The following is a 19,833-nucleotide window of genomic DNA, read 5'->3' on the forward strand; positions in this document are numbered from 1 at the left end:
GTACCCGCGCGTTAGGCGCGACGACCCTTGACGATCTTCTCCTGGTTGACGTCGTCCAGATCCTGAGCCGCGTGCTCTTCGTTGCCCACAGCTCCGATGGACTGGCCCTTGCCACCCTGGAACTCCAGCACGAAAGCGTCGACCTGCTTCTCAAGCTCGGCGACGATCTCGTCGGAGAGGACGTTCGTCTCACGAAGGTTGTCGAGGATCTTGGTATTGCGACGCAGGTGGTCCAGCAGCTCGCGCTCGAAACGCAGGACGTCAGAAACAGCCACCGTGTCGAGCTTGCCGTTGGTACCAGCCCAGATCGAGACGACCTGGTCCTCAACCGGGTACGGCGAGTACTGCGGCTGCTTGAGCAGCTCGGTCAGACGCGCACCACGGTCGAGCTGACGACGCGATGCTGCATCGAGGTCGCTCGCGAACATCGCGAAGGCCTCGAGCGAGCGGTACTGCGCCAGCTCGAGCTTCAACGTTCCAGAGACCTTCTTGATGGACTTGACCTGAGCGTCACCACCGACTCGCGAGACCGAGATGCCCACGTCGACAGCGGGACGCTGGTTGGCGTTGAACAGGTCGGACTGCAGGAAGATCTGGCCGTCGGTGATCGAGATCACGTTGGTCGGGATGTACGCCGAGACATCGTTCGCCTTGGTCTCGATGATGGGAAGACCCGTCATGGAACCCGCACCGAGCTCGTCGGACAGCTTCGCGCAACGTTCCAGCAGGCGGGAGTGCAGGTAGAAGACATCGCCCGGGTAAGCCTCGCGGCCCGGCGGACGACGCAGGAGAAGCGAAACCGCGCGGTATGCCTCGGCCTGCTTGGAGAGGTCATCGAAGATGATCAGGACGTGCTTGCCGCCGTACATCCAGTGCTGACCGATCGCCGACCCCGTGTAGGGAGCGATGTACTTGAAGCCGGCCGGGTCAGAGGCGGGAGCCGCGACGATCGTCGTGTACTCCATCGCGCCAGCATCCTCGAGAGCACCCTTCACGGATGCGATCGTCGAACCCTTCTGACCGATAGCGACGTAGATGCAGCGAACCTGCTTGTTGACGTCGCCCGAATCCCAGTTGTCCTTCTGATTGATGATCGTGTCGATCGCAATCGCGGTCTTACCGGTCTGGCGGTCACCGATGATCAGCTGACGCTGACCACGGCCGACGGGGATCATGGCGTCAATGGCCTTGATGCCGGTCTGCATCGGCTCGTGCACGCTCTTACGCTGCATGACGCCGGGGGCCTGCAGCTCGAGCTCGCGACGACCCTCAGAGGCGATCTCGCCAAGGCCGTCGATCGGGTTGCCGAGCGGGTCCACGACTCGTCCGAGGTAGCCGTCGCCGACGGCGACCGACAGAACCTCGCCTGTGCGGCGAACTTCCTGTCCGGCGTCGATACCGGAGAAGTCGCCCATGACGACCGTTCCGATCTCGTGCTCGTCAAGGTTCAGCGCGAGGCCCTGCGTGCCGTTTGCGAACGTAAGGAGCTCGTTCGCCATCACACCAGGGAGCCCCTCGATGTGGGCGATGCCGTCCGCAGCGTCTACGACGGTGCCGACCTCGGTCGCTGCCGCGCCGGTGGGCTCGTACGCAGCGGCGAAGTCCTTCAGCGCGTCACGGATGACGTCGGGGCTGATCGAAAGTTCTGCCATTGTCTTCCCTTTGTATCTGGGTGCGCGGTTGCCCGCGCGAAGTCGTATTAGCCCGCGAGCTTCTGTCGAAGGTCGGCGAGCCGCGCGGAGATGCTGCCGTCGATGACGTCGTCGGCGATCTGCACACGCAGTCCGCCTACAACGAGGGGGTCGATCACTTCATTCACCGAGACCTGACCGGCATAGCGCTCGGTCAGTGCGGCGCTGAGTCGGTTGCGCTGGGCATCCGACAGCGGAGCCGCCGTGTGAACTGTGGCGACGATGCGGCCGCGCTGTGCCGAGACGATCTTCATCGCCCGGTTCAGCAGCTGACGCACACGACGCCCGCGCGGCTGGCGCACGAGGGACGAGACGATGAGCACGGTGGGGGCGCTTGCCTTGTCGCCGATCAGCGTCTCAACGAGCGTGCCCTTCGCACTGTTGTCGCCGAGTCGGCCGCCGAGCGCGAGCTCGAGCTCCGCGTTCCCCGCGATCACGCGCAGGAACGAGAACAGCTCGCCCTCGATGTCTGCTGCGGGCTCGGCGATCGCTGCCGCACGAATGGCCAGCTCCTCGATCCCAGCGACGAGCCCCGAAGCATCCGACCAGCGCTCAGCCACTGCGACAGAAACAACCTCTTGCGCAGCCTCAGACATCGTGGCGAACACCGTCGTGACGACCTTCTGGCGAAGCTCGACCGGAGCGGCAGGATCGGCAAGCGCGCCGCTCAGCTGCCCGGACTCTCCCACCAGTCGTGCGACGGTGAACAGCTCACCGGCCGTACCGAGGGTGACGCCCTTCGCCTGAGCGAGAGCCGCCGTCGAAGCCACGAGTGCCTGAGTGGTCGCGCTGCCCATTACTTCGCCGCCTTCTCTGAGGCTTCGAGGTCTGCGAGGAAGCGATCGACGACGGCGTTGGCACGAGCATCATCCGACAGCGTCTCTCCGACGACGCCACCGGCGAGGTCGATCGCGAGAGTGCCGACCTCAGAGCGGAGTGCGACGAGCGTCGACTGACGCTCTGCCTCGATCTGTGCCTGCGCTGCGGTGGTGACGCGTGCAGCCTCAACGGTTGCAGTCTCCTTGGCCTCGGCGACGATCTTCTTGCCGTCCTCACGGGCGGCGTCGCGGATCTCACCGGCCTCGGTGCGTGCTTCAGCCAGCTGTCGGGTGTACTCCTCGAGCGCAGCCTCAGCCTGCTTCTGTGCCTCATCGGCCTTGGCGATGTTTCCCTCGATCGCGGCGGAACGCTCATCGAGCATCTTCGCCACCTTCGGGAGAGCAACCTTCCACGCCACGATCAGGATGAGAACGAAGCAGACCGCGGACCAGACAATGTCGTACATCGCCGGGAGAAGCGGGTTGTGCTCCGCCTCCTCGGCTGCGAGCGTGACAAGAGCGTTCAGCATCCTGTCTCCTTACGTGTGGTCGGTCGGATCAGTAGCCGAAGAGGAACGCCACGCCGATGCCGACGAACGCGAGTGCCTCGGTGAAGGCGATACCGATCCACATGGTGCCCTGGAGCTTGCCGGACAGCTCAGGCTGGCGAGCAACGCCCTCGATCGTCTTTCCGACGACGATGCCCACACCGATGGCCGGACCGATAGCGGCGAGACCGTAGCCGACGTTCGCGATCGAGCCGGTGATGTCGATGTTGATCGAAGCGAGAACAGAGATGGGATCCACTGGATCTTCCTTTCATTGTTGGGGCGCCGGAGCACCCCGTTAGCTTTGCTTAGTGTTCGTCCGCGACTGCGAGCTGGATGTAGACCGCGGTGAGGATGGTGAAGACGTACGCCTGGAGGAAAGCCACCAGGATCTCGAAGGCCGTGAAGGCGAAGCCGAATGCGAGCGTTCCCGCACCGAGCACCGTCCAGAACCCGCCCATCGAGAAGATGAAGAACTGGGTCGCTGCGAAGAACAGCACCAGCATGAGGTGACCGACCATCATGTTCATCAGGAGTCGCAGCGTCAGCGTGATGGGACGGACGATGAACGTCGAGATGAACTCGAGCGGCGCGACGATGATGTACAGCGCCGGCGGAACCCCAGGGGGGAACAGCGAGTTGCGGATGAAACCCCACGGGCTCTTGCGGAGCCCTGCGTAGATGAACGTGACGTAGGAGATCACGGCGAGCATCAGAGGGACCGCGATGATCGATGTTCCGGCGATGTTCAGGAACGGGATGATTCCCGTGAGGTTGAAGACCAGCACCATGAAGAAGATGGCGGTCAACAACGGCAGGAACCGGTTGCCGTCCTTCTTGCCCATCATGTCGTGCGCGACGTTGACGCGCACGATGTCAAAGAGCATCTCGATGACACCCTGGCCACGGCCAGGGACGAGCTTCAGCTTGCGGGTACCGAGCCAGAGGATCAGAACCACGACGATCGTCGCGAGGAACTGCACCAGGTGGATGCGGTGCACCGAGAGCGGGCCGATACTGAAGAGGATCTCCGGGAAGAACTCGCCAATCGACGGTGGGTGGAATTCATCCGATGCGAAACGGACGAGGAGGCTCGCGGCGTGAGTCAACGTTGCTCCAGCTTCTGGGCATCGATCAGAATCGACGCGAAGATTGGGTGACGGATTTCAAGCTGAATCAGATCTTTTCGCACGACGCAAGAGACCGTTCAGCGAATCCGGATTTAGACTATCAAGATTTTTTCAGGCTCACGAATCGTTGTCGTCCTCGGGGTTTCTCGTGGGCAGCACGACGTCCGAGACATGCGGCACACGCAGCTTGCTGAAGGCCACCGCATCGATCACCAGGCTCACGACGATGCCGGCAACGAGTGACAGGAAGATCACGGCAGGCACGACCCAGTCCTGGCCGCGCAGGATCACGATCGCGACGATGAAGATCACGAGTTTGAGCAGCCAGCCGCCCATCACGATCCCGAAGAAGACCGTCGCGAACATCTCGCGCCCGTACCAGCGGTTCGCGATCAGCACACTGATCGGCGTGAGTGCCAGGAAGATCACGGCAAGACCGACGCCTGCCAGACCGCTCCACAGTCCGTTCGCACCGGCTACGAGGTACCCGATCCCCCCTCCGAGGATGATCAGGACGACCGCGGCGATCCCCGTCCAGACGAGTACGGTCCGCAGCACGGGGTTGATGGACGGTGCGGCTACAGGTTCGGGGGTGTCGCTCATCGGGTCTCCAAGGGTGGGGCCGGTTCGGTGGGCTGGGCGGGCGCGCTCGGGGCGCGTCTGGTGGGCAGAAGTGTCACGACAAGACAGGCGGCGGCGCCGACGACGCCGAAGGCCACACCGGGCAGATACTGCCCTGGCCAGTCCTCGCGCGAGCCGACGTACATCAGCAGCACTGCGAGAGAGATGATCGCCGTCCAGGCGTAGAAGATCAGCACTGCGTCGCGGTCGCGATGACCGAGATCCAGCATGCGGTGATGCAAATGCTTGCGGTCAGGCGCGAAGGGAGAACGACCGGCTCTCATGCGGCGGAAGACCGCGAGCCCGAAATCGAGCAGAGGCAGCATCACCACGACGAGAGGCAGCAGGATCGGGATGAATGCCCCGAGCAGCTGAGAGCGCCCGAACTCTTCCGGGTCCATCGCAGCAGAGGACATCTGCCCGGTCAGCGCGATCGCCGAGGTCGCCATCAGCAGCCCCATCACCAGCGCACCGGAGTCCCCCATGAACAGCTTGGCTGGGCTCCAGTTCAGCGGGAGGAAGCCCAGGCAGGCGCCGATCGCGACAGCGGCGAGGAAGGAGGCGAGGTTGAAGTAGCTGCTCGCACCGGTGTCGCGCGTGAGGATGTACGAGTACGCGAAGAAGACTCCGTTGGCGATCAGACAGACGCCGGCGACCAGCCCGTCCAGACCGTCGATGAAGTTCACCGCGTTCATGACGACGACGATCGCGAACATCGTGACGGCGATGCTCAGCCAGCTCGAGAAGATGATCATGTCGCCGAGCGGAAGGGCGAGGATCTGCAGTCCACCGACGACGGTGATGATTCCGGCTGCGAGGAACTGCGCACCGAGCTTGATCATCCAGTCGAGGTCGAGAAGGTCGTCGATGACGCCGATGACCGCAATCAGCAGGGCGGCGCCGAGTACCGCCCACATCGTCTGCGGGGGAATCCACATGATGCTGAAGAACGGGTTCGCCGCGGAAACGCCGATGGCGGCGGCGATGCCGAGGAACATCGCCACTCCCCCGAGACGCGGTGTCGGAGTGGTGTGGACGTCCCGCTCCCGGATGCCGGGATAGAGCTTGAACCGCAGACTGAGCCGCCAGACCGCCCACGAACAGACGTACGTGATCGTCGCCGTGAAGATGATTGTGAAGAGGTACTGCTTCACGCCGGGCCGTCCGCCGCGCCCTCCGGCGATTCCTCTGGCTCCAGCAGATCGCCCAGAACGCTCTGCAGCTGCTTGCGGGTCACGGCCCCCTCTCGGAGCACCCGGACGCACTTTTCAGAAGCGTCGTCAGCACCGCGGCGCACGAGCGAAGTGGCATCGATGATGGTCGAGGCAATGCCGGTTTCGCTGAACCCACCATCGAGATACACCGAAACGCTGTCGCCCAGCATCTCCTGGGCGATCTGTGCTGAGGTCGCCGCTGCCTTGCCGGTGAGGTTCGCACTGGAGACGGCAAGAGGGCCGGTCTCTTCGAGCAGCTCGCGCGCCACGCGCTGGTCCGGCATCCGCACTGCGACCGTGCCGAGGGTGTCGCCGAGGTCCCATGACAGCGAGGGCTGAGCGGGGAGGATGATCGTCAGTCCTCCAGGCCAGAATTTGTCCACCAGGCGTTGAACGGGTTCGGGAACCTCTTCTACGAGCGCGGTCAGTGCCGCCTGGCTCGCAACGAGCACGGGTGGCGGCTGATTGCGGCCGCGTCCTTTCGCGTCAAGCAGCCGCTGCACCGCCGAGGGCGTGAATGCGTCTGCGGCGACGCCGTAGACGGTATCGGTGGGCAGCACGATGAGTTCACCGCGGGCGATCGCCTGGCGGGCATGCCGCATTCCGGCGAGCAGTTGGGCCTCATCGCGGCAGTCGAAGAGAGAGGTCATGACCTTGACATTCTACGTGCACGGCATCCGAGAGAAGCGAGAGCACCCTCAGGGCTTGAGCGCCGTGGTCGCACGGTCGCGGTGCGTGAGGTCGGGGTGGGTCGTCGGCGCACGCCAGCCATCCGCTTCGAGCAGGGCACGGATCTCCGCGCCCTGCAGTTCACCATGCTCGATGATCAGCAGTCCGCCTGGACGCAGAAGCCGCAGAGCCCGCGTGCTGAGAACGCGAACGATGTCGAGCCCGTCTGATCCGCCGTATAGCGCCATCGCCGGATCGTGCAGACGCACCTCCGGGTCCCTGGGAATCGCATCGTCCGGTACATATGGCGGATTCGAGATCACGACGGATGCTGTGCCGTCGAGCTCCTCGAGGGTATCGGCGAGGTCGCCGAGAACGAGTGAGAGGTTCTCAGCATCCGCAGTATTCCGCGCGGCCCAGGCATGCGCCTGCGGAGACAGCTCTACCGCGTGAATTCGCGCGTGGGGCACTTCGGTGGCCATCGCTAGCGCGATCGCACCGCTGCCCGTGCACAGATCGACGCCGATCGGCGCGGGGTCCGCATCCATGAGAAGCGCGTCGATCGCGAACTGCACCACTGTCTCGGTCTCGGGCCGCGGCACGAAGACTCCAGGTCCGACCGCCAGTTCGAGGTGGCGAAACGGCGCTGTTCCCGTGAGATGCTGCAGCGGCTCACGAGCCGCCCGTCGCGTGATCAGAGCATCGAAGGCCGCTGCGTCCCCCTCGCTGATGGCATCGCCTCGCACGATCGCGGCCTGCACTTCGCCGCGCCCGCGGCCCTGCACGTGTCCTGCGAGCAGTTCAGCATCCACGAGCGGATCGAAGATGCCCGCGGCGGCGAGCCGCTGGGCGGCGGCTCGAACAGAGGCCGCGAGGGTTGTTTCAGACATCCCTTCAGCGTACGTGTGCGCGCACTGTTCCGCGTCACAATGACCCGCGGGTGCATCCTCTCGAATAGGCTGGGACAGCACCCTACGCGAACGAAAGGCCAGCCATGCCCGGCATCCACAACGACATCACGACCGCATTCGGCAACACGCCGCTGGTGCGGCTGAACCGCGTCACCGAGGGCGTCGGCGCAACTGTGCTCGCGAAGCTCGAGTACTACAACCCTGCGTCCAGCGTGAAGGACCGCATCGGCATCGCGATGGTGAATGCCGCAGAAGAGTCCGGCGAGCTCAAGCCCGGTGGAACGATCGTCGAATCCACCAGTGGCAACACAGGCATTGCACTCGCGATGGTGGGAGCCGCTCGTGGCTACAAGGTCATCCTCACGATGCCCGCCTCCATGTCGAAGGAACGACGCGTACTGCTGAAGGCCTTCGGCGCTGAGATCGTGCTCACCGACCCGACCAAGGGAATGAGCGGTGCCATCGAAGCGACCAAGAAGATCATTGCGGAGACTCCTGGCGCTGTCTGGATCCGCCAGTTCGAGAACCCCGCGAACCCGCGCATCCACCGTGAGACCACGGCTCAGGAGATCCTGCGCGACACCGATGGAAAGGTGGACATCCTCGTTGCCGGCATCGGCACCGGTGGCACCGTCACCGGAACCGGGCAGGCCCTCAAGGCAGCTAAGCCCGAGGTGAAGGTCATCGCCGTCGAGCCCAAGGACTCCCCCGTGCTGACCGAGGGGCACCCTGGCCCGCACAAGATCCAGGGCATCGGCCCGAACTTCGTCCCCGATGTTCTCGACCGCGAGGTCCTCGATGAGGTGATCGCCGTCGAGTTTGACGAATCACTGCGCCTGGCACGCGAGCTGGCAGCCAAGGAGGGCCTGCTGGTCGGCATGTCTTCGGGTGCTGCGCTCTCCGCCGCATTGCAGGTGGCTGCTCGCCCCGAGAACGCCGGAAAGATCATTGTTGTGGTGATGCCCGACACCGGTGAGCGTTACATCTCCACCGCGCTGTTCGAAGACCTGCGAGAGAGCTGAGTCCGCAGAGAGCGACGAAAAGATGGGCATGTTCGCTCGCGTACGCGAGGACATCGCGGCCGCGCGTCTTCGAGATCCTGCCGCCAGAAGCGGCATCGAAGTCGCACTGCTGTACCCGGGGTTGCACGCGCTCTGGGCACATCGCGTCTCACACGCGCTGTGGCGGCGCGGCCTGCGGTTCCCCGCGCGGGCGAACTCCCAGATCGCCCGCGCGATCACGGGCATCGAGATCCACCCCGGTGCGCAGATCGGGCGGCGCTTCTTCATCGACCACGGCTCTGGCGTCGTGATCGGCGAAACCGCCGAGATCGGCGACGACGTGATGCTGTACCACGGCGTCACGCTCGGCGGGCGCACGCGCAATGACACCGGGAAGCGGCATCCCACGCTCGCCGACGGCGTCATCGTCGGCGCGGGCGCCAAGATCCTCGGCCCCATCACCGTGGGCCGCAACACCGTGGTCGGCGCAGGCGCCGTCGTCACGAAGGATGCACCGGAGAACAGCACACTCACCGGCGTCCCCGCGCACGCGCGCACGCGCCGCCCGCACGACGACTTCAGCGACCTGCGGCTCGCCTCGGACTATTCGATCTGAGCCCGCTCCCCGCCGGTCTGAGAAGCCTCGGTCCGAGAACCCTCGGCCTCAGGAGTCCTGACCGACCGCGGCCAGGCGCGCCTCTTCGTCGGCGGTGATCGCACTCTCGATGATCGGGTCGAGAGCGCCGTCCATCACCTGATCGAGGTTGTACGCCTTAAATCCGGTGCGGTGATCGGCGATCCGGTTCTCCGGGAAGTTATAGGTGCGGATGCGCTCTGAACGGTCCATGCCGCGGATCTGCGACTTGCGAGCGTCGGATGCCGCGGCATCCAGCTCTTCCTGCTGTTTCGCCAGCAGTCGGGCTCGCAGAACACGCATTCCCGCCTCACGGTTCTGAAGCTGCGACTTCTCGTTCTGCATCGAGACGACGATCCCGGTGGGAACGTGCGTGATCCGCACCGCAGAGTCGGTCGTGTTCACGGACTGCCCGCCTGGGCCGGAAGAGCGGTAGACGTCGATCTTCAGATCGTTCGGATCGATGTGCAGTTCTTCTGGCTCGTCGACTTCGGGAAAGACGAGCACGCCGGTGGTGGACGTGTGGATGCGACCTTGCGACTCGGTCGCCGGCACACGCTGCACCCGGTGCACACCACCCTCGTACTTGAGATGTGCCCATACGCCCTGGGCAGGATCGGAGGATGAGCCCTTGATCGCGATCTGGACGTCCTTGTAGCCGCCGAGGTCGGACTCGTTGCGCTCGAGGAGCTCCGTCTTCCACCCCTTGTGGGCGGCGTACTGGATGTACATCCGCAGCAGGTCGGCGGCGAACAGCGCGGACTCCGCACCGCCCTCCCCTGCCTTGATCTCCATGATCACGTCACGGGCATCGTCAGGGTCACGAGGAATGAGCAGGCGGCGCAGGCGCTCCTGTGCCTGGGATGCGCTCTCTTCGAGCGCGGGCACCTCTTCGGCGAAAGCATCGTCTTCTTTGGCCAGCTCGCGCGCTGCGGCGAGGTCATCTGACGCCCCCACCCATGCGTCGTAGGCTGCGACGATCCTGCTGAGCTCGGCGTAGCGTCGGTTCACGCGCTTCGCACGCGCGGCGTCGGCGTGCACCGCCGGGTCGGAGAGCTCCTCCTGCACCCGGCGGTGTTCGTCGATCAGCGCCTGAACGGAATCCAACACGCCTCTGCTCCGATCAGCGTCAGATCAGCGAATGCTGTTCTCGTGGCTGTGGCTGGAGCCACCGGCCGCGGGAGCGGGCATCGACTTCTGCATCTGCACGAGGAACTCGACGTTCGACTGCGTCTCTTTCAGCTTGCCGAGCACGACTTCGAGAGCCTGCTGCTGGTCGAGACCCGCCAGGGCGCGACGCAGCTTCCAGGTGATCTTGACCTCATCGGCCGAGAGCAGCATCTCTTCGCGGCGTGTGGACGAGGCGTTCACATCGACGGCCGGGAAGATGCGCTTGTCAGCGAGCGAGCGCGACAGGCGAAGCTCGCTGTTTCCGGTGCCCTTGAACTCCTCGAAGATGACCTCGTCCATCTTGGAGCCGGTCTCGACGAGAGCCGTGGCGAGGATCGTGAGCGATCCGCCGTTCTCGATGTTGCGGGCGGCGCCGAAGAAGCGCTTCGGCGGGTAGAGTGCTGCCGCATCGACGCCACCGGTAAGCACACGGCCGGAGGTGGGAGTTGCGATGTTGTAGGCACGGCCGAGGCGCGTAATCGAGTCGAGCAGCACGACGACGTCGCGACCCAACTCGACGAGACGCTTCGCACGCTCGATGGCGAGCTCGGCGACCGTGGTGTGGTCCTCAGCGGGGCGATCGAAGGTCGAGGCGATGACCTCGCCCTTGACCGTGCGCTCCATGTCGGTGACCTCTTCAGGACGCTCGTCGACGAGAACGACCATGAGGTGGACCTCGGGGTTGTTCTGCGCGATCGCGTTCGCGATCTGCTGCAGGACGATCGTCTTACCGGCCTTCGGAGGTGCGACGATGAGCCCGCGCTGCCCCTTGCCGATCGGTGCGACCAGATCGATGATGCGCTGTGTGAGCTTCTCGGGAGCGGTCTCCAGACGCAGGCGCTCCTGGGGGTACAGCGGCGTCAGCTCGCCGAACTCGACACGCGTGGCAGCATCCTCGACGGACAGGCCGTTGATCGAGTCGACCTTCACCAGAGCGTTGTACTTCTGGCGCCCCTGCTGCTCACCTTCACGAGGCTGCTTGATGGCACCGACGATCGCGTCGCCCTTGCGCAGGTTGTACTTCTTGACCTGGCCGAGCGAGACGTAGACATCGCTGGCACCGGCGAGGTAGCCGGTGGTGCGCACGAAGGCGTAGTTGTCGAGAACGTCGAGGATGCCCGCGATCGGGATCAGGACGTCGTCTTCGCCGATCTCGGTCTCGAACTCGTCGGATGCTCCGCCACTGCGGCGCTTGTTGCGCTGACGGCCGCGGCCGTTGCCGTCATCCTCGGATGCGTTGTTCTGCTGCGAGTCGTTGCCGTTCTGGCTGCTGCCGTTCTGGCTGCGGCCACGGTTGCGGCTGCGGCTACGGCTACGGCTGCGACCAGAGGTCTCGTCGCCATCGCCGTGGTCGCCGACGTTCTCGTTCGCATCGGCGGACGACTTGTCGCCCTTGTCGGACTCGGCCTTGTCAGAGTTGTCGCCCTTGTCTGCCGCAGACTTGGAACCCTTGCGAGCGCGCGGGCTCTTCTCGGTCGCCACCTCTTTCTTGGCGTCGGAGTCGCTCTGCGCGTCGGCGTCACCGGAGGAAGCGTTGTCGTCAGTCGACTTCTCCTCCGCGGTCTTCTCGGCCGTTTCACTGGTCGAATCGGCGTCTGCCTGCTCGACCTTCTTGGTGCGGCGGCCCCGACCGGTGGTCTTCGGCGCGGCTTCAGCGGGTGCCTCAGCGGTGTCCGTGGGTGCATCAGTCGCAGAGGCGGATGCTGCGGGTGCGCTGTCGGATTCGGCCGAAGCCGGTTCAGCCTCAGTCTTCTTCGCACGACTGCGGCGCGGGGCCTTCGCCTTGGGCGCAGTCTCAGCGGCAGGCGCAGCGTCAGCGGCAGGCGCAGCGTCAGCAGCCGTCTTCGCGGCCTGCTCTGCCTTGGCTGCTGCAGTTGCCGTCGTTGCGCGACGCGGTGCGCGCTTGCGCGGCGCTGCGGTTGCCTCAGTGGCGGTTTCTGCAGCAGGTGCCTGAACGGCGGATGCTGCCTGATCATTCTGGGTCTCGGAGAAATTCTCCACGAGTACTCCCTTATATGTCGTGGGAAATGAGCATGTCTCGCGCACAACGGGTGCTGCGCGCGATCGCACGGGAAGACGCTCGGCGTCCGCCAGCCAGGACCGGAAAAGCAGTTCTGGGGGTTGCGTGCGGGTCTCGCAGATTTGCGATGGGGGCCAGATTCACGAAATTACGTGGAGCCCTCCGCTCGTTCCCTAACTGTACCACCACGCACGTCGACGGCCAGCATGAGGGCCTCCCACGGGGTGTCTGTTACGGAATCAGCGACTTCGACGGCCTCCTGGCGGTGACCTGGACCATCGGCAAGGACGAGGACGCTCGGTCCTGCACCTGAGACAACGGCCGCGAAGCCGGCAGCGCGAAGAGCGGTGACCAGCTTGTGCGTCTCCGGCATGGCTTCCGCGCGGTAGTCCTGATGCAGTCGGTCCGCTGTCGCGTCGAGGAGCAGTTCAGGGCTCTGCATGAGAGCCGCGATCAGCAGCGCAGTGCGCGAGACGTTGAAGACCGCATCCTCACGAGACACCTGCGGCGGCTGCAGTGAGCGCGCGAGCGACGTCGACATCATCCGCTCCGGCACGAGCACAAGGGGCGCGACACCGCGATGCACGAGAAGCTTCTTGTGCTGCGGGCCGTTCTCACCGGTCCAGGCGATCGTCAGACCGCCGAAGAGCGCTGGAGCGACGTTGTCAGGATGTCCCTCCAGCTCCGTGGCGAGGCGGAGCAGGTCAGCGTCGGAGAACTCCACGTCCCCCGCCAGCAGACCCTTGGCCGCCAGGACACCCGCCGTGACAGCGGCGCCGGAGGAACCGAGCCCACGACCGTGAGGGACTCCGTTGTGCGCAATGATCCGAAGGCCGGGCATCTCGCGGTCGGCATCCTTGTAGACGTGCTCGATCGAACGGACGATGAGGTTCGACTCGTCACGCGCGATCTCGGATGCTCCAGAGCCTGTGACCTCGATCTCGAGACGGTCTTCGCCGAGGGCGGTGATGGTCAGCTCGTCGTACACGCTCAGCGCGAGTCCGAGCGTGTCGAACCCCGGTCCCAGGTTGGCGCTGGTGGCCGGCACCTGAACCTGGACGGTTCGTCCTTCGACCGCCTCCTGAGGTTCAGCGGCCATCACTCGCCTTCCACGCGCAGCACCGACACGACGCGATCGACGACAGCGCTTGCCGCGAGCTCGCCGACCGTGTCGCTCAGGGCCTGCTCCGCAGCCCTGTGCGTGCCGATGATGAGTCGTGCCGTGGCATCCGCCTCTTCACCAGCCGTCTGGACGACGGTCGCGACCGACACGCCTCCGTCGGAGAGGATTCCCGCGACGGTGGCGAGCACGCCGGGCTGGTCTTCGACCTCAAGGGTGATCTGGTAGCGCGTGACGACGTGGCCGATCGGCACCGTCGGGAGGTTCGCGCGAGTCGATTCGCCCACTCCGACTCCCCCGGCGATGTGCCTGCGTGCTGCGGAGACGACGTCGCCGAGCACGGCGGAAGCCGTCTGCACTCCGCCGGCACCTGCCCCGTAGAACATCAGCGAACCGGCAGCCTCGGCCTCGACGAAGACGGCGTTGTTCGCTCCGTGAACGGACGCGAGCGGGTGGGTTCGAGCGACGAGAGCCGGGTAGACCCTGACCGAGATCGACTCGGTGCCGTCGACGTCGACGCGCTCGCACACCGCGAGCAGCTTGATGACGAATCCGGCCGCGCGCGCCTCTTCAATCATCGACGGGGTGATATCGGTGATGCCTTCGCGGTACACGGCGTCGAGCGGCACAGTGGTGTGGAAGGCGAGAGACGCGAGGATCGCGGCCTTCTGCGCTGCGTCGAAGCCTTCGACGTCGGCGGTGGGGTCTGCCTCGGCGTATCCCAGGCGCTGCGCGTCGACGAGAACGTCGGCGAAGTCGGCGCCCTCAGAGTCCATCCGGTCGAGGATGTAGTTCGTCGTGCCGTTGACGATGCCCATGATGCGCACGACGCGGTCACCGGCGAGCGAGTCGCGCAGCGGACGGATGATCGGGATGGCGCCGGCCGCCGCTGCCTCGTAGTAGACGGATGCGCCGACCTGATCGGCCGCTTCGAACAGCTCCGTGCCGTGCGTTGCGAGCAGCGCCTTGTTGGCGGTGACGACGTCTGCGCCGGAGTTCAGAGCCAGCAGCAGGTTGGTGCGGGCAGGCTCGATTCCACCGATCAGCTCGATGACGATGTCGCTGCCGAGAATGAGTGTCTCCGCGTCGGTGGTGAACAGCTCCTTCGGAAGCTCCACGTCGCGCGGGGCATCCACATCGCGCACCGCGATACCGGCGAGCTCGAGAGACGCACCAGCACGATCGGCCAGTTCGTCGCCGTGGCGCAGCAGCAGGTCGGCGACCTGCGAGCCCACGGCTCCCGCGCCGAGAAGTGCGACCCTGAGACGGCGGTACTGATCGCTCGATTGGGGCTGAGTCATCGTGCTCCTTCATTCATGCTGATTCCGACGTCCCGTGACAACAGGTCATCGATGGTCTCACCGCGCACGATGACGCGGGATGAGCCGTCGGCAACTGCGACAACGGCGGGACGGGGGATGTGGTTGTAGTTGCTGGAGAGCGACGCGCAGTACGCGCCTGTCGCCGGCACAGCCAACAGGTCGCCGGGGGCGATGTCTCCAGGGAGGTATTCGTGGTCGACGACGATGTCGCCGGATTCGCAGTGCTTGCCGACCACACGGGTCAGCGCGGGAGCGGCATCGCTCGTGCGAGAAGCGATGCGGGCCGAGAACTGGGCGCCGTAGAGAGCCGGCCTGGCGTTGTCGCTCATTCCGCCGTCGACGCTCACGTACAGCCGGCTCGCGCCGGACTCGAGCGTGACGGGCTTCGTCGTGCCCACTTCGTACAGAGTGACGCCGGCGGTGCCGACGATCGCACGGCCCGGTTCGAAGGCGAGGATCGGCAGCGCGATGCCGCGCTCAGCGCATCCTGCCGCGACCGCATCGACGATCTCCGCGGCAAGCTGCGCGATCGGCGTCGGGTCGTCGACGCTCGTGTATGCGATGCCGAATCCGCCGCCGAGGTTGAGGATCGGGATGTCTCCGCCCGCGAGCAGCTTCTCGTGCAGTGCGAGCACGCGTGAGGCCGACTCGCGGAAACCGGCGACACCGAAGATCTGGGAACCGATGTGGCAGTGGAGCCCTGCGAACTCCAGCGACGCGAGTTCGCGGATTCGCGCCACTGCGGTCTCGGCATCCGCGAAGGGCATGCCGAACTTCTGGTCTTCATGCGCCGTCGCGAGGAAGTCGTGGGTCTCGGCGTGCACGCCGCTGTTCACCCGCACGAGAACGCGCTGGATCGTGCCTGCCCGCTCGGCCGCGGAGGCGATGCGCTCGATCTCGATCCTGCTGTCGACGATGATCGTGCCGATGCCGACCGATACCGCCCGCTCGATCTCGCTCACCGACTTGTTGTTGCCGTGGAAGCCCAGGCGTGCAGGGTCGACTCCCGCGGCGAGCGCGACTTCGAGCTCGCCGCCGGTGCACACGTCGACGTTCAGACCCTCTTCGGTCACCCAGCGCGCGATCGTCGTGGAAAGGAAGGCTTTACCCGCGTAGTAGACCCTGGCGCTCGTCGAATGCTGCGCTGCGGCAGCGGCGAAAGCGTCGTGGAAGGCGCTCGCGCGCCCGCGCACCTCGTTCTCATCGAGCACGAGCACCGGAGTGCCGTGCGTGCGCACGATCTCGCTCACCGGCATCCCGCCGAGAACGATCGCCCCGTCAGCATCGCGCTGCGCGGACGCGGGCCAGACTCCAGAAGCCAGCGTGTTCGCATCGTCGGGAATGGCCAGCCAGTCCGGAGCGAGGGAATCTGCAGGTGAAAGCACACAGCACCAATCGTGGAGGGAAACCTCGGCAGAAGCGGGCCGAGCGAGACTGCCCCGATTCTATGGCACCCGCACAGATGGCCCATATTCGGCAAGCCCTTCGCACGCGAAGATCACTGTTCATTACGGTGAGGGGATGAAGATCGTCAAGTCCGTGATCGCCTGGATGCTCAAGCTGAAGGCAGTGCGCGCTCTTCTGCTCTACTCGGAACGCCGAGGCCCGATGCTCGCCGACAGCGTCACGTACCGTGCGCTGTTCAGCGTCTTCGCGGCCCTGCTACTCGGATTCTCGATCGCATCGATCTGGCTCGCGGGCAATCCGCAAGCCTGGCAGGCGATCCTCAAGGCCATCGACGCGGCTGTCCCCGGCCTCATCGGACCGAACGGCGTCGTGAAGGATCCCACAGAGTTCGATGCCCCCGTCGGGCTCTCCATCACGGGCATCATCTCGCTGGTCGCGTTGATAGGTGCCGCGCTCGGCGCGATCGGATCGTTGCGCATCGCGGTGCGCAGCATCGCCGGCACGATGCTCGAAGACGTGCTGTTCGTCTGGGTGCTTCTGCGCAACATTCTGCTCGCGATCGGAATCGCCCTCGCTTTCGTCGCAGCAGCCGCGGTGACCTTCGTCGCCGGCATCGGACTCGACTTCCTCAGCGATCTTCTCGGTCTGCCTGCTGAATCAGCCGGTTCACGCTGGGGACTGCGCATCGTCTCGCTGCTGGTCGTGTTCGCACTGGACGTGCTGCTGATCTTCGGAATCTACCGATTGTTGTCCGGAGTGCGCGCACCGGCACGGGCGGTCTGGCCCGGGGTGCTGCTCGGCGGCGTCGGCCTGCTCGTCCTCCAAGAGCTCTCGAGTCTGTTCGTGGGAGGCGCCCGCTCCAATCCGCTGCTGGCATCGTTCGCCTCGCTGCTGGCGCTGCTGATCTGGATGAACCTGTCATCGCAGGTCATCCTCATCGCCTGTGCCTACATCACCACCGGCGCCCAGGAAGCGCACGATCGAATCTCAGCGACCGCGAGTGTGCGCACGTTCGCGCAGCGACGGGTGCACCGCGCTCAGGAGGACGTCATGATCGCGACGAGGGCGTTGCGCGCCGCGGAGAAGGCCGAGTCCGCCGAGCGCACATCACGCTAGCTGCAGACGCCATTCTGCTGGAGCGCGGGGTCGGTGACGATCGCGCCATCCACATCGATGTCGATCACGGCCTCCGGGCCGTCGATCTTGAGCCCCGTCATCGTGAGACCGGCCGGCAGCTGATCGGCGATGCAGATGCGCTGCGGTTCAGTGATCCACGCAGCAGCCTTACCGAAGCGGTCGACGATCTCGGCGGCGTTCAGCGTCGCACCGCCGATCTGCGCCCCCACTGGGGTGAGTAGGAGCTCACCGGCATCCGCTGCCGGTGTCACTGTCGCTGAGATCGGCACAGGCACCCCGAAGATCGAGAAACTGCCAGAGGCGGTGATGTCAGGTTCGGAGAAGCGGATCTCATCGACCGGCAGGTCGGATGCTGCAACCAGATGAGTGAACTGCTCCTGGTCGATGCGCACTGTGCCTGACGCATCCGTGAGGTCGCCACCGCGCAGCGGGACTCCGATGGCGGTGACATCCGCTGAGCCGGTGATGCCGCCGATCGTGACCGAGTCAGTCGAGAGGTGCAGCTCATCGAGGCGACCGCCGATCACCTGCGGCAGCAGGACTCCGGATGCCTCGACGTCGAGCTGCTGGTCAGCAGGGAGCGCGAGCTGTTCGATGACGATGCCTCGGGCGATGCCGGGGAGCACTGCACGAGTGACCAGCTCTGCAGCGACTGCGAGAGCCGCGAGCAGAAGAATGATGACCAGGAGAATCCACGGCCAGCGAACACGGCGCTTCTGGTTCAGGGACTCCCTGTTCATGCCTACGATTACATCCGCTCGGGAGCGGACACTCCGAGCAGGTCGAGACCGTTGCGCAGCACCTGGCCGGTGGCGTCGTTCAGCCACAGGCGCGTGCGGTGGACGCTCTCGATCGGGGCGTCGCCCAGCGGCGTCACGCGGCAGTTGTCGTACCAGCGGTGGTAAAGCCCTGCGAGCTCTTCGAGGTAGCGTGCGATCCGGTGCGGTTCGCGCACCGAGGCGGCGAAGGCGACGATGCGCGGGAACTCCTGGAGGGCTCCGAGCAACGCGGACTCGGTCTCGTGCGTGAGCGTCTCAGGAGCGAACTCCGAGCGGTCTACGCCGGAATCTGCGGCATTGCGTCCCACATTGTGCGTGCGGGCATGCGCGTATTGCACGTAGAACACCGGGTTGTCGTTGGTGCGCTTCTGCAGCAGCTCTGGGTCGAGGTCGAGCGGTGAGTCGGCGGGCGAGCGCTCGAGGGAGTACCGCAGCGCGTCTGTGCCGAGCCACTCGAGAAGGTCATCCATCTCGATGATGTTTCCCGCGCGCTTGGACAGACGCGCACCGTTGATCGACACCATCTGTCCGATGAGCACCTGGATGTTCTTCTCCGGGTCCTCGCCCGCCGCGCCTGCGACGGCCTTCAGCCGGTGAACATACCCGTGGTGGTCGGCGCCGAGCAGGTAGATCTTGTTCTGGAAACCGCGATCGCCCTTGTTCAGGTAGTACGCGGCGTCGGCGGCGAAGTAGGTGTATTCGCCGTTGGAGCGACGGATGACGCGATCCTTGTCATCGCCGAAGTCGGTCGTGCGCACCCACACGGCGCCTTCTTCGTCGAAGACGTGACCCTGCTCGCGGAGACGGTCGACGGCCTGGTCGATGAGGCTGACACCCTCGGCGTTCTCGGCGTGGAGCGTGCGCTCGGAGAACCAGGCATCGAACGGCACGTTGAACCGCGCCAGGGAGCTCTTGATCTCGGCGAGCTGATACTCGTAGGCAAGATCCTCTGCGACCTGCATCTGCTCGACCTCAGGCAGCTCGAGCAAGTCGGGGCGAGCGTCGAGCACGCGGGTCGAGAGGGTGGTGATGTACTCGCCGGGGTAGCCGCCCTCCGGCGTCGGATCGCCCTTTGCGGCCGCGAGCACGGATGCTGCGAAGCGCTGCATCTGCGCGCCGGCATCGTTGATGTAGTACTCGCGGACGGCGTTGGCACCACTGGCGAGCAGCAGGCGCACGATCGAGTCGCCAAGGGCTGCCCATCGCGTGTGAGCGATGTGGAGAGGACCTGTGGGGTTCGCAGAGACGAACTCGACGTTCACGCTGACGCCGACCTGCGAGTCGTTGGTACCGTATGCGTCCCCGGCGTCAACGATCGTCTTGGCGAGCACGCCTGCCGCTGCGGCGTCCAGGCGGAAGTTGATGAAGCCCGGGCCCGCGACCTCAGCGCTGGCTACCCCGTCGGCTTCGGCCACTTCATCGGCGATCTGCTGTGCGAGCTCACGCGGGTTGGTCCCCAGCTTCTTCGCGAGGCGCATCGCGATGTTCGATGCCCAGTCTCCGTGGTCACGGTTGCGGGGGCGCTCCAGCACGACATCAGTGATGTCGAGGTCGAGCGTCTCGTCCGGTCGCAGGGATGCGGCAATCGGCGTGACGACGGCGAGGATGGCTTCGGCGAGAGTATCGGGATTCATATCCCCT

General features: G+C 65.3%; 19 protein-coding genes. 3 read left to right on the top strand and 16 right to left on the bottom strand.

Annotated features, from left to right (window positions below):
- Positions 1 to 11: 11 nt before the first annotated feature.
- From atpA to prmC, 9 genes are all read right to left on the bottom strand, one after another.
- A complete protein-coding gene (atpA, locus tag ACTU6V_RS09335) occupies positions 12 to 1,652 on the bottom strand; it encodes a F0F1 ATP synthase subunit alpha (RefSeq protein WP_417508415.1) in 1,641 nt (546 codons plus the stop codon).
- Between the two features lie 47 nt (positions 1,653 to 1,699).
- The gene (locus ACTU6V_RS09340; RefSeq protein ID WP_443475472.1) at positions 1,700 to 2,488 is read right to left on the bottom strand and encodes a F0F1 ATP synthase subunit delta; all 789 of its coding nucleotides are present in this window, start codon (positions 2,486 to 2,488) and stop codon (positions 1,700 to 1,702) included.
- Entirely contained in the window at positions 2,488 to 3,039 is a 552-nt protein-coding gene (locus ACTU6V_RS09345) for a F0F1 ATP synthase subunit B (RefSeq protein ID WP_443468030.1), read from the bottom strand. The genes ACTU6V_RS09340 and ACTU6V_RS09345 overlap by 1 nt, the downstream gene beginning before the upstream one ends.
- Positions 3,040 to 3,067: 28 nt before the next feature.
- Positions 3,068 to 3,316, bottom strand: a complete 249-nt coding sequence (atpE, locus tag ACTU6V_RS09350) for a F0F1 ATP synthase subunit C (protein ID WP_443468029.1) — start codon at positions 3,314 to 3,316, stop codon at positions 3,068 to 3,070.
- A 49-nt stretch (positions 3,317 to 3,365) separates the two neighbouring features.
- A complete protein-coding gene (gene atpB, locus ACTU6V_RS09355) occupies positions 3,366 to 4,166 on the bottom strand; it encodes a F0F1 ATP synthase subunit A (protein WP_443468028.1) in 801 nt (266 codons plus the stop codon).
- Positions 4,167 to 4,304: 138 nt separating this feature from the next.
- On the bottom strand, positions 4,305 to 4,790 hold the full coding sequence (locus ACTU6V_RS09360; protein ID WP_443468027.1) for a Cg1360 family ATP-synthase-associated protein: 486 nt from the start codon (positions 4,788 to 4,790) through the stop codon (positions 4,305 to 4,307).
- Entirely contained in the window at positions 4,787 to 5,962 is a 1,176-nt protein-coding gene (locus tag ACTU6V_RS09365; protein WP_443468026.1) for an MraY family glycosyltransferase, read from the bottom strand. Before ACTU6V_RS09365 ends, ACTU6V_RS09360 begins: the two co-directional genes overlap by 4 nt.
- Positions 5,959 to 6,672: an L-threonylcarbamoyladenylate synthase gene (locus tag ACTU6V_RS09370; RefSeq protein WP_443475473.1), complete on the bottom strand. Its 714-nt coding sequence runs from the start codon at positions 6,670 to 6,672 to the stop codon at positions 5,959 to 5,961. The genes ACTU6V_RS09365 and ACTU6V_RS09370 overlap by 4 nt, the downstream gene beginning before the upstream one ends.
- 48 nt (positions 6,673 to 6,720) lie before the next feature.
- Entirely contained in the window at positions 6,721 to 7,581 is an 861-nt protein-coding gene (gene prmC / locus ACTU6V_RS09375) for a peptide chain release factor N(5)-glutamine methyltransferase (protein ID WP_443475474.1), read from the bottom strand.
- 104 nt (positions 7,582 to 7,685) lie between these two features.
- On the opposite strand from prmC, the gene cysK reads away from it, so the two are divergent.
- Complete coding sequence (gene cysK, locus ACTU6V_RS09380) at positions 7,686 to 8,624, top strand: cysteine synthase A (protein ID WP_443475475.1); 939 nt, start codon at positions 7,686 to 7,688, stop codon at positions 8,622 to 8,624.
- A gap of 22 nt (positions 8,625 to 8,646) precedes the next feature.
- Entirely contained in the window at positions 8,647 to 9,219 is a 573-nt protein-coding gene (epsC, locus tag ACTU6V_RS09385; protein ID WP_443468022.1) for a serine O-acetyltransferase EpsC, read from the top strand.
- Between the two features lie 48 nt (positions 9,220 to 9,267).
- On the opposite strand, the gene prfA is transcribed toward epsC, so the two are convergent.
- From prfA to lysA, 5 genes are all read right to left on the bottom strand, one after another.
- Positions 9,268 to 10,347, bottom strand: a complete 1,080-nt coding sequence (prfA, locus tag ACTU6V_RS09390; protein ID WP_443468021.1) for a peptide chain release factor 1 — start codon at positions 10,345 to 10,347, stop codon at positions 9,268 to 9,270.
- Between the two features lie 24 nt (positions 10,348 to 10,371).
- Positions 10,372 to 12,408 (bottom strand): transcription termination factor Rho, encoded by a 2,037-nt coding sequence (rho, locus tag ACTU6V_RS09395; protein ID WP_443475476.1) that lies wholly within the window; start codon positions 12,406 to 12,408, stop codon positions 10,372 to 10,374.
- Positions 12,409 to 12,575: 167 nt separating this feature from the next.
- The gene (gene thrB / locus ACTU6V_RS09400; RefSeq protein WP_443475477.1) at positions 12,576 to 13,526 is read right to left on the bottom strand and encodes a homoserine kinase; all 951 of its coding nucleotides are present in this window, start codon (positions 13,524 to 13,526) and stop codon (positions 12,576 to 12,578) included.
- Positions 13,526 to 14,848: a homoserine dehydrogenase gene (locus ACTU6V_RS09405; protein ID WP_443468018.1), complete on the bottom strand. Its 1,323-nt coding sequence runs from the start codon at positions 14,846 to 14,848 to the stop codon at positions 13,526 to 13,528. The genes thrB and ACTU6V_RS09405 overlap by 1 nt, the downstream gene beginning before the upstream one ends.
- On the bottom strand, positions 14,845 to 16,254 hold the full coding sequence (lysA, locus tag ACTU6V_RS09410; RefSeq protein WP_443468017.1) for a diaminopimelate decarboxylase: 1,410 nt from the start codon (positions 16,252 to 16,254) through the stop codon (positions 14,845 to 14,847). Before lysA ends, ACTU6V_RS09405 begins: the two co-directional genes overlap by 4 nt.
- A gap of 136 nt (positions 16,255 to 16,390) precedes the next feature.
- Between lysA and ACTU6V_RS09415 the strand changes: the two genes are divergently transcribed.
- Entirely contained in the window at positions 16,391 to 17,392 is a 1,002-nt protein-coding gene (locus ACTU6V_RS09415) for a YihY/virulence factor BrkB family protein (RefSeq protein WP_443468016.1), read from the top strand.
- Here ACTU6V_RS09415 and ACTU6V_RS09420 read toward each other — a convergent pair.
- Together ACTU6V_RS09420 and argS are read right to left on the bottom strand one after the other, a co-directional pair.
- On the bottom strand, positions 17,389 to 18,153 hold the full coding sequence (locus ACTU6V_RS09420; RefSeq protein WP_443475478.1) for an LmeA family phospholipid-binding protein: 765 nt from the start codon (positions 18,151 to 18,153) through the stop codon (positions 17,389 to 17,391). The two genes, ACTU6V_RS09415 and ACTU6V_RS09420, sit on opposite strands and share 4 nt — an antisense overlap.
- Positions 18,154 to 18,161: 8 nt before the next feature.
- On the bottom strand, positions 18,162 to 19,826 hold the full coding sequence (argS, locus tag ACTU6V_RS09425) for an arginine--tRNA ligase (RefSeq protein ID WP_443468014.1): 1,665 nt from the start codon (positions 19,824 to 19,826) through the stop codon (positions 18,162 to 18,164).
- Positions 19,827 to 19,833: the final 7 nt, after the last annotated feature.

Origin of the sequence: Microbacterium zouquanmingi (assembly GCF_052266675.1) — a bacterium.
GTDB lineage: Bacteria > Actinomycetota > Actinomycetes > Actinomycetales > Microbacteriaceae > Microbacterium.